Source organism: Bacillus cereus group sp. BfR-BA-01347, from assembly GCF_022663835.1.
GTDB lineage: Bacteria > Bacillota > Bacilli > Bacillales > Bacillaceae_G > Bacillus_A > Bacillus_A thuringiensis_K.
Genome location: NZ_JAKUGG010000019.1, coordinates 45,625 through 61,509 on the forward strand (window position 1 = coordinate 45,625; position 15,885 = coordinate 61,509).

The following is a 15,885-nucleotide window of genomic DNA, read 5'->3' on the forward strand; positions in this document are numbered from 1 at the left end:
TTAGTTCCAAATTTTATTTACCCATTCAGGATGATCAATAAAAGGATTGCGGTTATGTTGATATTTTGTAAAAATCACTTCATTACGCTTTCGCTCTAAATCATCGACCGGGTCTTGTTCATTCCATTTTAATAAAACAGATAGTTTCCCCATGTATGCATCTTTATTGTTATTCACTTTTTCATTTAGTTCTAAATCTATTTCGCCGTTGTCCCCCTCGTAACGAACAGCCATATAAAACAGCATTCTAGCAATATCTCCTTTTACACTATCACGAGGTTCCCAAGAATCACTATCATATTTACATTCTGTCGCTTCAGAATGATTTACACCACCGTTATCAAAATCCAGATTTCCACGTGAACTATTTACAGATACATCCGTCGCTCTTAAATGATGTAGATCTGTTCCAGGTCCTGCAGTCGTTCCAAAGTCACCGTGAGATTTTGCCCAAACATGCTCACGGTTCCAGTTATTTACTCCTGATCCATTCGTAAGCTTCCCTTGCGAACGACCAGTATATAAGAGTATCACATTATTTTTATTATTTGGATCTTCATCAGTATCTCTTAGTGCTTCCCAAACCGCACTGTATGATAACTTTGTATGATTATCAATAATATTATGCAGTTCCTTCTTTAATTCTAAGCCCGTTTTTCCTATTGCGTTATTATAATATGTATCGTCATAACTTTTTACAATAATCTCTTGTGCTGATGCAGGAGCTACTTCACCGTGTATAGTATCTGTGAATGATAGAGATGCAGAACCTAAAATAAAAAATGAAGATAGTGTAATCATAGCAATCTTTGTATTTCGAAACTTCATATACCCATTCCCCTTTAAAATATAATTTGAAGCTATTAACTAAAAAGCGCTTTCTAACCCCCGAAACCTTTTAGAAACCCATACCCCTTTTCTGTTTATTTAATACAAGACTCTATCCAGTCTGTATCACTTCTAAACTTTTTGTTTATTCACATTCCAAACAATTTCACTTTTTACAAGGAATATCCTTCTCTTATAAAGATTATTAAAATATTCTTTACAATTTAAAAGTAGTTTAATATTAACTTATAAATTGTAATTTATTTATGCAATAATACATATTTGATAATTTGTTCAAAAGCATTTAAAGAAAACTGTGCTCAAATATATAAAATTTAATATAGAAATTAAAAATCCGATGCTAATATGAATTCTTTTCTCTACAAATAAAAAAAGAATGTGTCTCACACATCCCTTTTTTCATTCCCATTTGTAAAAGGATTCTATATCCCTTCAAGTCTTACTATTTATTTCGTTATCTCACCAAACTGCGCTCTCGTCACTTTCACCAAGTCATCAACTTTAAGCTCAATTTGTATACCGATTTTCCCGCCGCTTACTATCATCGTTTCAAGTGATTGGGCGCTTTCATCGATACATGTAGAAAATAGCTTTTTCATTCCGACTGGCGAACAACCACCGCGAATATACCCTGACACTTTCGTAATATCTTTAACAGGAATCATTTCAATCTTTTTTTCACTTACTGATTTTGCCGCAGCTTTTAAATTTAGTTCCTCATCTACCGGGATGATAAACACATGATAATTTTTACTATTCCCTTGAGCGATTAACGTTTTATATACTTCTTTCACTTCTCTTCCAATTTTCTCGGCTACTGATACGCCATCAATTTTCCCATCACCTGGATCATATGACATCATCGAATATTCAATTTTCTCTTTATCTAATATTCGCATCGCATTTGTTTTATCTTTTTTCATGGGTTTCTCCTTAAAAAGTCATTTCATAACATTAATTTTGCTTTTATTATACACCCTTTTCCATTTCTCCTACATAACTTCACGTATTTTTCAAAACTAAAAATATTGATAATTGAAAAATCATCTGATATAATTTGGAAAAACTTATGTTAAGGAGAGATTTGTAATGAGAAATTTTAATACTTCTTTCCAACTTCATCATCATACGTAACGCCGTGTATCCGAAGAAAAATTTTTCTTCGTGGGTACAGGGCTTTTCCTGTTGACCCACGAAGCGTTCATAAAGCTATGTGGGTATTTTTATACCTGCATAGCTTTTTTAATTTAAAAAAGGAGTGATTATGATGGAAATGAGAAATGTAAAAGGAACGAAAGACTATTTACCAGAGGAGCAAGTGCTGCGAAATAAAATTAAAAGGGCTTGTGAAGATACGTTTGAACGATACGGATGCAAGCCGTTAGAGACACCAACGTTAAATATGTATGAGCTTATGTCTTACAAGTACGGTGGTGGCGATGAAATATTAAAAGAAATATATAAACTTGAGGATCAAGGAAAACGTGACCTTGCGTTACGATACGATTTAACTATTCCATTCGCAAAAGTTGTGGCAATGAATCAGAATATCCGCCTTCCGTTTAAACGTTATGAAATTGGGAAAGTATTTCGAGATGGGCCAATTAAACAAGGAAGATTTCGTGAATTTATACAATGCGACGTTGATATAGTCGGTGTAGAATCAGTCATGGCTGAAGCGGAACTCATGAGCATGGCGTTTGAGCTGTTCCGAACATTAAACTTAGAAGTAACGATCCAATATAATAACCGAAAATTGTTAAACGGTATTCTCGAGTTCATTAACATCCCTACTGAGTTAACGAGTGACGTCATTTTATCATTAGATAAAATCGAAAAGATTGGGATTGATGGTGTACGAAAAGATGTATTAGAACGCGAAATTTCTGAAGAAATGGCTGATACGATATGTAATACCGTATTATCTTGTCTAAAACTTTCAATTGCCGACTTTAAAGAAGCTTTCAATAACCAACTCGTTGCCGATGGAGTAAACGAATTGCAACAATTACAGCAATATTTAATCGCTCTCAGAATAAATGAAAATACGATATTCAATCCGTTTTTAGCAAGAGGACTCACAATGTATACTGGCACCGTATATGAAATCTTTTATAAGATGGATCGATTACATCCAGCATCGGTAGCGGCGGCCGTTACGATAACATTATCGGAGCATTCCGTGGTGATAATATGAACTATCCAACAGTCGGTATTTCATTCGGTTTAGACGTTATTTATACAGCACTATCGCAGAAAGAAACAAACCCATCTACAGCGGATCTATTTATCATCCCACTCGGGACAGAGTTACAATGCTTACAAATTGCCCAGCAATTACGCACCACTACTTCGTTAAAAATCGAACTAGAACTAGCAGGACGCAAATTAAAACGTGCCCTTAATTATGCCAATAAAGAGAATATCCCTTATGTGCTTATTATTGGTGAAGAAGAACTTAGTACAGAAACCGTTATGCTAAGAAATATGAAAGAAGGTAGTGAAGTGAAGGTCTCCCTTTCTTCTTTAAGCAGTTATTTATAATACAAACCACCCTCGTTTGGGTGGCTTTCCTATTTTATAGATAATCAATAATTAGTTTACATAAAATAATTACAAGCTACTTAAAACTAAAAATATATAATATCCAATTACCTATTATTTTTGGTGATATACAGATATTAATTATTTTAGGAGGATTTATTTTGAAAGTCTACATACAAGCACTAAAGTGGACCACAGGGATCTCTCATCTTTTATTACTTCCTTGTTATTATTTATTTCAGGAACTTGTTAACTTAGATGGGATAATTTTACTACTATTGATTGCTTTACATATCACTACTTTTTTATTAGCTAAAAAAGAAGACATGAATACGTGCCCTCATTATATCGGTATTATCGTTACTCTAGTTGCCTTTTTCCCTTATATAGACCTCGTTCTACATATGATAGCAGCCATTTTACTTTTATTAGATGCTGCTTCTACGAATGCAAAAGAAGTTTATGATTCATAGATGGATAAAATGAAACTTTAATCCATTGAATTTTGAAATAGGTCAGCAAAAAGGATTTACTTTTTAAGTAAACCTTTTTTCATTTTTAATTACTTTCCTTACTCCAGAATAATAAAAGAATATTCTGTTTAATATTTATAAATTTCTAAATATTTATAATACATTCAAATTAACATACATTTTAGTTATGAAAAAAATCTAAGTTTTAAGGAGATGAATCCATGCTGAAAAAGTTGATAGCAGGTGCATTATTAACTGTTTCGTCGTTAACTGGAGGAGTGGGATTAGTATCAGCTAGTACCGAAAAGGATTATTCGATTACCTCTTTTGAATATGTAACTGTAGATGAAAAGACTGTAGATTCGTTTAACAAATTGAGTGCGCCATTAAAGGAAGACATAAAAATAACGTTAGTACTACCGAAACAAAATCAAAATGGAGACTGGTTATCTTATGGATTTTCGAGCAAAGAAAGTTTAGAGTCTTTTATTGAAAAAGATAAACAAAGATTGAATAATACAATTACTCCCCTTGGGGTTGGCGGGAGCGGACCTAATAGTACAGACTTCTATGAACATGCAAATAAAGGTGGCGAGTATTTTTCTCATAGCAGTGGTTTTAAAAATTTGCCTCCTAGTTGGCAAAATAGAATTTCTTCCATAAGTACAGCATCCCCTACTGCTAGCTATTCAACAACGCTATGGGAACATACTTCAACTGAAGGATATGGAAAAGGTGTTGTTTTTAAACACGCTGATTGGTATGGCAAAACTGTAAACTTGAATGACTTCGCAATTTCAGCAGTTGATGTTAAAAAGTAAAAAACATGAAAATAAAAGGTGTCTTCACATATGGAAAACACCTTTTATTTCTACAACTATTTCACATATCTCGTCTATACCAATTTCAACTCTTAATTATTATTTTTCGTATTCCTAGTCTCCAAGACTTTCTCCATATTATGGGTTGCCCATTCCATCATTAATAGAATTACTGGACGAAGAGATTCCCCAAGCTCAGTTAATGAATATTCTACTTTTGGCGGCACTTCACGGTATACTTCGCGATGTATGATGCCATCTGCTTCAAGTTCTCTAAGCTGAAGTGTTAACATTCTTTGTGTGATATTAGGTTTTAATCTTTTTAATTCATTAAACCTCTTTTTCCCATCTAATAAATGATACAAAATAACACCTTTCCATTTTCCACCAATAACCTCAACCATCGCTTCAACTGGACAAGAATATTTGTTTAAAAATGGGTAATTTATATTATTTTCGTTTGGACAATCCATAATAAATCCCTTCCCTTATCAATAGTATCTTTTTTGATACTATACCACATAAATGTGCGTACTTGTATCTATGTTACTTTAAAAATATAATTTACTTACAAAAATAAATTTATGAAAAGAGGAACTTTTATGACAAATACAAACGAAATTACAAAAGAAAAGATTATGGAGGCTTTTCATTTCAGACATGCATGTAAAGAGTTCGATCCTATGCACAAAATTTCAGAAGAGGATTTTAAATTCATTTTAGAAACAGGCAGATTATCTCCTTCTTCTTTTGGATATGAACCTTGGAAATTTATTGTCGTACAAAATAAAGAATTAAGAGAAAAACTACAACCATATTCATGGGGCGCTGGTGGGCAACTTGCAACAGCAAGCCACTTCGTCATTGTTCTTTCAAGAAACATTAAAGATATGCACTATGATGCAGAGTATATTAAATATATGATGAACGATATTATTGGATTGCCTGAAGACACTCAAAAAATTAGATATGAATTCTTCAAAAAGTTCCAGGAATCAGATTTTAACTTATTACAATCCGATCGTGCTGTATTTGATTGGGCATCTAAACAAACTTATATTGCTTTAGGTAATATGATGACGAGCGCAGCTCAAATCGGTATTGATTCTTGTCCAATAGAAGGATTTGATAAAGAGGAAGTAGATACTTTACTTCGTCAAGAAGGCATTATACAAGGCGATAATCTTGAAGTATCATTTATGGTTGCCTTTGGTTACCGTAAAGAAGAGCCAAAGCGTGATAAAACAAGACAGACTATGGATACAATTGTTGAATGGATTAAGTAATATAGCACAGACAAATAATGCTCCTAATAGCTGGATACTTATACTAAAGAACTATCAGTCGTTTTTCTTATGTATGAATTTGGTTTTTCATGGAAAGATATATTAGTATGTATACAGTTTGAGCGCTCTATTTTTAGAGTCGAACAGGAGGAGAATGAATATGTCTGATATTGAAGTTGGCGAAGTGTTTACTCTTAGTGATGAGAATAACGAAGAGCAAGAAGTAGAAGTACTTGGAGTGATGGATGTCGAAGGCGCAGAGTATATTGCAGTTGCCTTTGTTGAAGATATCCAAACAGAAACTGAGGAAGACATTGATATTTTCTTTTTAAAAGTAGAAGAAGATAATGAGTTTTCATACATTGAAAATGATGAAGAGTTTGATAAAGTATCTGCTGCGTTTGAAAAGATTTTGGATGAGCAAGAGCAAGAATAGTATGAATGAAAAACACGAGAGCGGATGCATATCCGCCCTCTTTTTATTTATTACTCATCCAGAGACTCACGCAGTAATTGCAGTACATCTTTCATCGCAAAAGGTCCACCTTTTTTAACATGCTCCGCAAATTCTGAAACGAGACGTAATGTTCTCACACTTTCGATTGGATGCTCTCCTGATGCACTTTCAGCTGAAAGCATAACTGCATTCGTCCCGTCCAGTACAGCTTGAAACACATCAGTCACCTCTGCCCTTGTTGGAATAGAATGATCTACCATAGATTGAAGCATTTGTGTTGCTGTAATGACATATGTATTCGTTCGATTACATTCCTGAATCATCATTTTCTGTAAAAGCGGAATGCATTGATACGGTAACTCTACTCCTAAATCGCCCCTTGCAATCATAATTCCATCTGCTTCTTTACATATATCTTGAAAATTCTCGATTGCTTCCATCGTTTCTATTTTTGCAATTACATTAGGTGACGTTTCTTTATACTGTTGTATAAAATCTCGTATTTCTTTTATATGACTAGGTTTTCTTACGAAAGAACACGCGATAAAATCAACATTCTCTTCTAAAAGAAACTGAATATCTTTTTTATCTTTCTCTGTAATAGCTGGTAAACTAACAGCCGCACCTGGTAAATTAACTCCTTTATGGGATGAGATATTGCCACCTGTTTTGACCTTTGTTTCTATTTTGTCCGTACTTATCTTTTCAACAATTAATTCAACTTCTCCATCATTAATCAAAATTCTACTGTCTACTTTCACATCATTCGCAATTCCTTCATAATCAACGCTTGCTTCTATATTACTCCCTGTAACTAGTTGTGTATGTAAAATAAAAGGATCTCCTGCCTGAAGTGTAATTTGCTCTCCCTTCACTTCACCTAATCTTATTTTAGGACCTTGTACATCACCCAAAAATTTAATAGAGTCATCTAATGATTTCACTAAACGAATGATGTCTTTATGACTTTCATGCGTGCCATGCGATAAATTTAGTCGAACAATTTTCATACCATTCTTTATTAACTGTGCTAACGTTTCTTTATTATTACTTGCGGGTCCAATTGTACAAATTCGATCAATTGTCATTTTTGTCACCATCCTTTTTTTAATACGTTTCCCATATGAACTTAAAAATAACAGAGATTATGACATGAATAGATTTAAATTTACACGAAATTCATAAGGTTAAACCTGTATTCCTTGCTGGCTAAGCATTAGAAGATATATTCGCTTTTTTCCAAATGAAGATATGTTGAATTGAAAATAAAAGAAAAGTTAAGTATGGGATAAAACATTGAGAGTTTCGAAATTTTCATATATTGTATGAATTGAGTTCGAACTCAAAAATTTTAAAAGGTGGGAAAATTAGTGAATATGAAAAAATCTTTATCGGTGACAACTTTAGGGTTAGCGGTTTTAGGTTTTGGTTTTACTAATAACGCAAGTGCTTCAGAGGTCGATACTGTAGACAAGCAGCCCATTTTAGTTGACTTTGATACAATTCAATCAACAAAAACATCTATTGTTCCTAGTTTGACTGTTGCAGCTGCACCTAAGAATGACTCTAACATTAGCGTATATACTCCCTTTTTTGGTAACCCATATGCAGTTGCGAAATCGAAATCAACTACGACCGAAGACTATGTTTATGCAAAAGCAAGAACTTTCAATGGCGATGGCTCATTAGTAAATACGAAAAGTAATAGTGCAAAAAAATCATCCTTTGTAAGTGCTACAGCGACCAACACAAGCATTTATTATGGAGATGATTACGCTATCGGTAATCATACCTATAAATTAAGTGGTTATAATGATGTGAATCACGAAACAAAAGCTTTCTGGTAAGAAAGAGAAAAAAGATATGCATCTTGCATATCTTTTTTCTCTAATATTTTACATATATTGAGGTGCTATTTATGAAACAAATATATATTATTAGCGGTGTTTTACTTATTTCATTACTTACAATTTATATTTTGTTCAATACTTCAATCATACAACCTCATCCACCTTCCATAGAAAATAAACGAGAGCAACAAACCAATACTATTTCTTACGGATTGAAGGATAATCAAGGTCAACATATTAACAATGGTAGTACCATTACTAGTGAGGATAATAGAGTTAATGTAACATTATCATTCGTACATACTATTAATGAAAACCGAAAATATGGATTAATTGTTCTAGAAGATTACGTACAAAAACCTTTTAAAATAGAAGATACTACTAATGAAATATCACACTATTTTTTTGATATGAAACCAAACAGTTCAATTACTACGAAAATCTCTTTACACACCTCTCCTAATGCAAATGAATTAACCTTTTTAATAATTAAAAAACCTGAATACAAATTAAAAGATAATAACTTAAATAAAGCAGCTATTTTAGAAGATATTCTAAGTATGCGATATTCAATGCATCCTCTTCAGAAAGAAAACGAAAAAATAAAATTCTCCCTTATAGATCCAGATGCTATTTTAAAAGATGGTCTTTACGAACCATTATTTGTTACGAACCGTGAAGAGAACTTACAAACTGTCTTCTTTGAAAAGGAAGGCAAGCAATTAATTTTATCAAGCGGTAATGAAACAAATGATGAAATGACTTACGCAATCGTGGCTTTTAAAGATTGGAAACAAGTTGAAATATTTAACAATAGAAAAGTCGTTTATACTAAGGTTGCACCTGAAACAAGACAAATCTTTAATTTCACATTGCCTTCAGTGGATCAGGAAAGTAATTTTCAACTCGTTGCTTTTCCATTTCCTTTTAAAGTTAGCGAAGAAGATTATATCAGTCAACAAGCATTCAGTTCCTTTCGCATCGTAATTGAAAATGAAAATAAATAAGTTATACTGTGCACATTACAACAACCTAAAAAAGGCCTACTCACACGAGTAGGCTTTTGAAACTATGAAAGTTTCGTCAATAACTGATTTAAATCTTTTTTCGTTTTCGTCGTTAATGATTTCATTTTATTAATATCGATTTTTTCTTTCTCCGCTCCTACAATTAACGGATACATGCTTTGACCGATTGTTTTAGAATCCGTCGGATGTGATGCTTCTAGCTCTTTTTCAATCACGTCCCACTTTTCATTAATTTGTTTGCCAAGCTTATTCACTGTTTCCAATTTTGGATTAGCAGCTAACTGCTTATCCAAGCTATCAATTAATGCCACCACTTCTTTAACGTTCGTTTTCACAGCAACACTTTTCTTCGGATCTTTCGTTGTCTTTTCGTTATTGTTTGTGTTTGTGTTTGAGCTTGTACTTGTGCTTTGATCTGCTGTTTTCCCGCTAGTCGTTTGGTCATTCGTTTTTCCTGTCGTTTCTTTTTCTTTTGTTTTCACATTCTCATTTTGAGTTGATGTTTTACCGTTACTTTCTGTTCCTGATGATTCTTTCGTATTTTTTGCATCTTTATCTGTTTTTTCATTTGAAGAAGTATTTGTTTCTTTTTCAGTATCTTTCGTTGTTTTGGACGCTTCATCTGCACTTGTCGTTTTTGCTTCTCCTTCATTTTGCGCTGTTACTTGCTCTTTCTTTTCTGCCTCTTTATCTGCTGATGGACTACAAGCTGCCATAGTAAGCATTGTACCAATTGTTATCGATGCGATAGCGACCTTTTTCATTTTCATATAAATCCCCCTATGTTTACTTTATTTATCCTCCCCTTTACGATTCGATTTCCCCTTAAAAAATCCCTTTTCATACGAATTACCATCTTTCCGACAGTAATCTTCATAATAATACGTACAAAAACTGATAAATCAATTCGAATATTCGAGTTTCTTCTACTTCATTTTTCTGCTCGTAAGTAAAAGAAAAAGAGTATATTGTCACATTAAGAATTACTATCTTCATATGACGATATACTCTTCTATCAAATTTTTATCTTTCTTGACATTTTATTTATACAAAAAAATAAAATTTTCTTTCGTTTTTTGTTTCTCAACATTTGTTAACATAATATTTTTATGAATAACCACCATTCGAGTGAATGACTTGCCCAGTAACCCATTTCGCTTCTTCACTTACTAAAAAAGAAATTAAGCGCGCAGCATCCATTGTTTCTCCAACTCTACCTTGCGGGAACTTCCATACTAAATGATGCTTCAGCTCCTCTGTAATCCATCCTGTATTCGTCGGTCCTGGATCTACAGCATTCACTGTAATCCCCTTCTCCATCGCAACTGGTGCTACTGACTTTGTAAATGCTTCAATTGCCCCTTTCGTTGCTGCATATGCTAGTTCATCTGGCATTGGACCTACTGACTGTCCTGAAGTAAGATTAATAATACTCCCGCCCGTTTTAAGTGAATAATGTTTTATAAACAATGAGCTTAATAACATAGTAGCCCGAACATTAACTGTATAATGTTTATCCAACTGCTCTACATCTAATTCCTCAATTCTCGTATGAATAGAATATACTGCATTATTAACTAGAATAGATGGATCACCTAACCGTTCTGATACCATATAAAACAAACGATTTGGCGAATAAGACTGCGATAAATTGATTTCTGCCATTTCACATCGAACATCGTAACTTTCAATTTCCTCTTTCAGCAAAAAGGGTTCTTGATCACTCATTCCCCATGGCATCGCTTTATCATACTTTGGCCAGTACGTGAAAAAAATGTCTATCCCCTTTTGAGCAAGCACCTTGCATACAGCTGCACCAATTCCATTCAGACGAGTTGCCCCTGTTACAATTGCTATTTTCTTCACCTTTTTCTCCTCCATCTATACACAGATCCCCTGCATGAATACAGAGGATCTATCTTCTTATTGAATATTTGACAGTATACGTTCAGCACCTAATTTTAACATTTTAATAAAAATATAATTTACAATCGTAAACATTACAAATAAAACGATAAACATAACCCACAGTCCGACATGAAGGAAGAAGTATAATACACTTACTCCCCCCACAATAATTAAAGCTATTAAAATATTAACTAAAAAATTCCACAAAGTTGTATATCGACTTTTAAATAATTTCTGCTCTGTATCCCAATGAATATCTGCAGTTTGTGCGTCCCAGCGTGTTCCGATTAAATTAATTAACAATAAACCGTTCGCACTTAATAAGAACCAAAGAACCATAAATACTGGAGAAATTCCCGCTACAACTGCCATCGTAATACCGAATACTGCTAAAATAATTACATTAATTAACCAAGCAGTGATTGCTTTCGCAAAAAAGATATCCGAAGCCTTTACTGGTAAATAACGATTCACAAACCAAGAGCTTCCATCTCGCGAAAATGACGTTGTTGCAATGACGTTACTACCCATTAAAAATAAAGATGCACAAAGGCCAACACCAATTGCAAATCCCGTTGTCTCTGGATTGTTAATATACTCTGTAATAAACTTTAAATTTCCATCTTGCACAAATAAAATAAAGAACAACATAATTGGCATAACGAAAGTTTGTACAATGCAATTTAAGAAAAATTGTGGTGTACGGAATAACGTTTTAAATTCTTTTTTCACATACGCTTTTAAATGCGAACTTTGTACTGTTGATTTCTGTAAACCTTCCGCGGAAATAACTTGTTTCTTTGCTGTACTCGTTGAAAGTCCAATAACCCCTTTTAAATATGTACGCTCTGCAATGTAATAAAACAACACAAAGAAGACAAATGAAATAACTGCAAAGATTATTACATATAAAGGTCCCTTCCAATTTGCATTTTCTACTAATGCCACTGCTCCAAAATATGTAGTTGGAAAATAATTTGTCATTTGTACTAAAAGAGAAGATTGATTATTTACAAGATATTCCGCAGCCCCGTCTCCAGAAAACGCACTTTTATTTCTCCACTGCATAAATACGTTAATTCCTACAATAAATAATATACTTACGATTCCAATAAATATATTTCCTCGATCTTTATTTTTCGCTATATTTGTATACCTCATAATAATTGTCATCAGTAACGAAGCTAATACTAACGGCACGATTGGGAAGAGTAAGTAAATAAAAATCATATATATGTAATATGTAATAAATGCGCCACTTTTTAAACCGTATGTAATGAAGATTGGTAATAAAATAAATGAACTCATTACGTATTGTGTAATTAATACCGTTAAAAATTTTGCCGAAATAATTTGCGCTGGTTTTAATGGTAACGGAAGTAACATTTCAATGTCATTGCTGTAGTAAAATACAGTTAAAATGTTCGTAATACTCATTAAAAATACCCATATACTCGCAATCGCAAGTCCCATTGCGATAATCATTCCTGGATCTTGCCCTAAATGTATCATTCCCTCATACATTGCATGCGTGATAGAACCAAACAGTAAAAAGCCGACAAATAAAATAGCTGCAAATGAAAATACATACGCCCATCGCTTCTTCTTATCTGTTATAAAATCTGCATAATTTAATTTCAATAATACTTTCGTTAACGTCCAAATTTTACTCATTGCCCGTCATCTCCAAGAACATTTTTTCAAGTGATTCATTGGATTTAAAATGATCTCTCATTTCATCTAAATTCCCTTTGAACTGCAAATTCCCCTTATTAATAATCGCGACGCGGTCACATAATTTTTCTGCCACTTCTAATACGTGTGTAGAGAAAAATACAATCTTTCCTTTATCCGCATGCTCTCTCATCATTTCTTTTAAAATATATGCAGATTTCGGATCAAGTCCTGTTAATGGTTCATCTAAAATCCATACATCTGGCTCATGCACGAGCACACCAATAATAACGATTTTTTGTCTCATACCGTGCGAATAACTTTGAATTTGATCAGATAAAGCATTATAAAGATCAAACTTCTTTGCTAAAGATTCTATTCGTTCTTGTCTTACTTCTTTCGGCACTTCATACATATCTGCCATAAAGTTTAAATATTCAATTCCCTTTAATCGTAAAAACATATCTGGACTATCTGGGACATAACCAAACGTCCTTTTCGCTTCCATCGGATTTTTCATAATATCTATACCATTAATCGTAATCGTTCCTTTGTCCACCCCATGGATACCAGTAATCATCTTAATTGTCGTTGATTTACCGGCACCATTCGGTCCTAAAAATCCAAAGATTTCTCCGCTAGACACAGATAAACTTAAATCTTTTACTGCATAGGTAGAACCATTATAACTTTTTGACACATTCGTAATTTCAATCATTCCATCCAATCCTTTCCTTAATTACCAAATAACTATATTAACATTATAGCATACTTATATTTTTAGATTTTTGTATTTTTCAGTTTTTAACCTTTAAAATAAATATACAGACCTAACCCAACGATTAAAACGACAGCTAGTATAATATAAATCATCGTAAGTCTTCTAATATTCCCCTTTGTAGATTTACTATAATTTGCATCACCCTTTCGCCCAATTAACACCGTCGCGACTACAGTAATCACTACAAGTAATACAACGATCATAATCCAATTTAGCATACCTTCCTCCCCCTCCTTACAACCATTTTACAATATTATCCTCTTTATTTCGCAGCCTATTTCCTCTTTTTACTATTATTATGAAGCAAACTGGAAAACTATTATTACCATTCCTATTCATATGTGATATATTTATAACATAACGTGATTTATTTCTAACATGATAAGGAGGAACTATCATGAAAACAACTTGGATAAAATATTTAGGATTTCTTGGTTTCTTCGGTTTTCTTGGCTTTTTTTATGGAAAAGGATTGTTTACTATGTTTTGTTTCTTCTCCTTTTTCACCTCATATAGAACGGTTCAACACGATGAACTGTTTGAACAAATCGTTAATAAATCGTGCCGCAATGCCTTTATCGTTACGTTACTAACTACCGCTATCATTATGTTCATTGAAATGTTATTTCCAAACCCGGTGCTACAAGAAATTGATATCGCTCTTATTTTCGGCACACTTATTCTTACGTTCGGATTCTCTATGTTCTTTTACGATAAACCAGTTGATGAAATGGAAGATGCACCATGGCGTTCGTAACGAAAATAAAAGAATACCGCGCCAAATTGAACATGACGCAAGAAGATTTAGCGAAACAAGTTGGTGTACGTCGTGAAACAATTAGCCATCTCGAAAAAGGAAAATATAATCCTTCCTTGCAGCTTGCTCACGATATTGCGAGGGCACTTCATAGTACGATTGATGAGGTTTTTATTTTTGAGGATAAATAAAAAATACCGGCATTCTTTTCACAAAGAATACCGGTATTTTTCATTTATACAACTATCACCCATACAAAACCGCATGAAATACGCCTAACAGTAAGTATTGATCCTTTATATATTTTTCATCATATACATTCATCTCAATGTAATACATATCTTCCTCAAGACGAATATTCCAATCTGCGATTACATAGCCTTTTCGTAATAACTTTCCCATCCCAAAAGTAGTTTTATGAACAACATATTCTTCTTTCTTATATGTAAAGGTAAATAAGAAATTTGCATCCAATAACTTTCCGTCACATACAAGTATTTCATGCTCTGCATCATGATTATCTTTATATGTTACTAAAATTCTTCTTTGACGCTGCCTACTTACATCCTTTGCAATGACGCGAATATTGTCCTTACTATCCTTTATTTCATAAATGATATTACTACCGACTTTCGGAATGAAGTCTAGCACTCTCATCAACGTATTTTTATAATAGCCCCGTACTACGCCTACTCCTTCGCTTTCATTGTAAACCTCAATAGGCACCGTATCCGCTTTACTATCACATAGTCGTTTGTAAGAAAGCTGCATCATTCGCTCTCCTCTTAAGTACTGATCAAACGTCACAGGATATTCAATCGCGCGCAGTTCTTTATTTAGCTCATACAAATAGCGTTGAACACTCTCTATTAATGTTGTAGTAGCTATACGCTCTTGCAGTTCAAATTCTTGCCAGCTGGAAGAAACATTCCATTGATTATGATCCTCTTCATAGAAGAAACTAAGAATTACCTCTTCACGGTTAGCCGTTTCATATTTCATAGGCACGTTCTGCCCATGTTGAACTTGTTCCATCCACTGACCTAAATAAATGCCCAGCTCTGCAACCTTTATACATGATTTTTGAAAAAATACGCTGTCACTCGCGCAAATCGTTACATCTCCTTCGATAAAACCCTTTGAATAAGCATCATACCGTGACTCATCCTTCTGCGGGAGATTCTTGTCTAACTCAAATAAAAACGTTAACATCCTTTATTCACCTCTAGTTGTTACACTAATCATACATGACATCGCATCACTCTGAGAAACTATTTATATACGTATATTTAATTCACGCATTATAACACGTGAATGACCTTGTATAGTAGCGTTATTTTTTGTTCTATATCTTAGTATATGAACTTATATCATCGATTTTTCAAATATATCTATCACAACTCACAATATATCAACGATTTTTTCAATATATCTATCACAACTCACAATATATCAAC

Annotated in this window: 18 protein-coding genes and 1 pseudogene; 9 read left to right on the forward strand and 10 right to left on the reverse strand. The window is 33.4% G+C overall.

What is annotated here, in order from left to right:
- Together MR143_RS23705 and ybaK are read right to left on the reverse strand one after the other, a co-directional pair.
- Window positions 1-828: an endonuclease I family protein gene (locus tag MR143_RS23705; protein WP_000672179.1), complete on the reverse strand. Its 828-nt coding sequence runs from the start codon at window positions 826-828 to the stop codon at window positions 1-3.
- Between the two features lie 467 nt (window positions 829-1,295).
- Window positions 1,296-1,772, reverse strand: coding sequence for a Cys-tRNA(Pro) deacylase (gene ybaK / locus MR143_RS23710; RefSeq protein WP_089149241.1), 477 nt, complete (start codon window positions 1,770-1,772; stop codon window positions 1,296-1,298).
- Between the two features lie 344 nt (window positions 1,773-2,116).
- On the opposite strand from ybaK, the pseudogene MR143_RS23715 reads away from it, so the two are divergent.
- From MR143_RS23715 to MR143_RS23725, 3 genes and pseudogenes are all read left to right on the forward strand, one after another.
- Window positions 2,117-3,393 (forward strand): annotated as a pseudogene (locus tag MR143_RS23715) (histidine--tRNA ligase).
- 161 nt (window positions 3,394-3,554) lie between these two features.
- The gene (locus MR143_RS23720) at window positions 3,555-3,866 is read left to right on the forward strand and encodes a hypothetical protein (protein WP_000870307.1); all 312 of its coding nucleotides are present in this window, start codon (window positions 3,555-3,557) and stop codon (window positions 3,864-3,866) included.
- Window positions 3,867-4,087: 221 nt separating this feature from the next.
- Complete coding sequence (locus MR143_RS23725; protein ID WP_074593374.1) at window positions 4,088-4,687, forward strand: hypothetical protein; 600 nt, start codon at window positions 4,088-4,090, stop codon at window positions 4,685-4,687.
- 92 nt (window positions 4,688-4,779) lie between these two features.
- Here MR143_RS23725 and MR143_RS23730 read toward each other — a convergent pair whose 3' ends face one another.
- The gene (locus MR143_RS23730; protein ID WP_199717844.1) at window positions 4,780-5,160 is read right to left on the reverse strand and encodes a winged helix-turn-helix transcriptional regulator; all 381 of its coding nucleotides are present in this window, start codon (window positions 5,158-5,160) and stop codon (window positions 4,780-4,782) included.
- A gap of 129 nt (window positions 5,161-5,289) precedes the next feature.
- Here MR143_RS23730 and MR143_RS23735 point away from each other — a divergent pair, with 129 nt between their 5' ends.
- Window positions 5,290-5,973, forward strand: coding sequence for an NAD(P)H-dependent oxidoreductase (locus tag MR143_RS23735; RefSeq protein WP_199717845.1), 684 nt, complete (start codon window positions 5,290-5,292; stop codon window positions 5,971-5,973).
- 154 nt (window positions 5,974-6,127) lie between these two features.
- Window positions 6,128-6,409 (forward strand): DUF1292 domain-containing protein, encoded by a 282-nt coding sequence (locus tag MR143_RS23740; protein WP_003301955.1) that lies wholly within the window; start codon window positions 6,128-6,130, stop codon window positions 6,407-6,409.
- Between the two features lie 50 nt (window positions 6,410-6,459).
- On the opposite strand, the gene MR143_RS23745 is transcribed toward MR143_RS23740, so the two are convergent.
- Window positions 6,460-7,518 carry a pyruvate kinase gene (locus MR143_RS23745; RefSeq protein ID WP_000151073.1) on the reverse strand — a complete coding sequence of 353 codons (1,059 nt, stop codon included), beginning with the start codon at window positions 7,516-7,518 and terminating at the stop codon, window positions 6,460-6,462.
- 282 nt (window positions 7,519-7,800) lie between these two features.
- Here MR143_RS23745 and MR143_RS23750 point away from each other — a divergent pair, with 282 nt between their 5' ends.
- Together MR143_RS23750 and MR143_RS23755 are read left to right on the forward strand one after the other, a co-directional pair.
- Window positions 7,801-8,277: a XoxI protein gene (locus MR143_RS23750; RefSeq protein ID WP_151522578.1), complete on the forward strand. Its 477-nt coding sequence runs from the start codon at window positions 7,801-7,803 to the stop codon at window positions 8,275-8,277.
- Window positions 8,278-8,348: 71 nt separating this feature from the next.
- Entirely contained in the window at window positions 8,349-9,287 is a 939-nt protein-coding gene (locus MR143_RS23755) for a hypothetical protein (RefSeq protein WP_000810172.1), read from the forward strand.
- A gap of 62 nt (window positions 9,288-9,349) precedes the next feature.
- Here the strand turns inward: MR143_RS23755 and MR143_RS23760 are convergent, their stop codons facing one another.
- The 5 genes from MR143_RS23760 to MR143_RS23780 form a co-directional block, all read right to left on the reverse strand.
- Complete coding sequence (locus MR143_RS23760; protein WP_000782526.1) at window positions 9,350-10,078, reverse strand: hypothetical protein; 729 nt, start codon at window positions 10,076-10,078, stop codon at window positions 9,350-9,352.
- Between the two features lie 337 nt (window positions 10,079-10,415).
- On the reverse strand, window positions 10,416-11,174 hold the full coding sequence (locus tag MR143_RS23765; RefSeq protein ID WP_002164101.1) for an SDR family oxidoreductase: 759 nt from the start codon (window positions 11,172-11,174) through the stop codon (window positions 10,416-10,418).
- A 57-nt stretch (window positions 11,175-11,231) separates the two neighbouring features.
- On the reverse strand, window positions 11,232-12,890 hold the full coding sequence (locus MR143_RS23770) for a putative ABC transporter permease subunit (RefSeq protein WP_000036868.1): 1,659 nt from the start codon (window positions 12,888-12,890) through the stop codon (window positions 11,232-11,234).
- Window positions 12,883-13,608 (reverse strand): ABC transporter ATP-binding protein, encoded by a 726-nt coding sequence (locus MR143_RS23775; protein WP_199717846.1) that lies wholly within the window; start codon window positions 13,606-13,608, stop codon window positions 12,883-12,885. The genes MR143_RS23770 and MR143_RS23775 overlap by 8 nt, the downstream gene beginning before the upstream one ends.
- A gap of 86 nt (window positions 13,609-13,694) precedes the next feature.
- Window positions 13,695-13,889 (reverse strand): hypothetical protein, encoded by a 195-nt coding sequence (locus MR143_RS23780; RefSeq protein WP_000935864.1) that lies wholly within the window; start codon window positions 13,887-13,889, stop codon window positions 13,695-13,697.
- A 179-nt stretch (window positions 13,890-14,068) separates the two neighbouring features.
- Between MR143_RS23780 and MR143_RS23785 the strand changes: the two genes are divergently transcribed.
- A complete protein-coding gene (locus tag MR143_RS23785) occupies window positions 14,069-14,428 on the forward strand; it encodes a DUF3796 domain-containing protein (protein ID WP_074593369.1) in 360 nt (119 codons plus the stop codon).
- On the forward strand, window positions 14,416-14,619 hold the full coding sequence (locus MR143_RS23790) for a helix-turn-helix transcriptional regulator (protein ID WP_000896296.1): 204 nt from the start codon (window positions 14,416-14,418) through the stop codon (window positions 14,617-14,619). Before MR143_RS23785 ends, MR143_RS23790 begins: the two co-directional genes overlap by 13 nt.
- A 55-nt stretch (window positions 14,620-14,674) precedes the next feature.
- Here the strand turns inward: MR143_RS23790 and MR143_RS23795 are convergent, their stop codons facing one another.
- Complete coding sequence (locus MR143_RS23795) at window positions 14,675-15,640, reverse strand: tubby C-terminal domain-like protein (protein ID WP_000955115.1); 966 nt, start codon at window positions 15,638-15,640, stop codon at window positions 14,675-14,677.
- Window positions 15,641-15,885 lie beyond the last annotated feature (245 nt).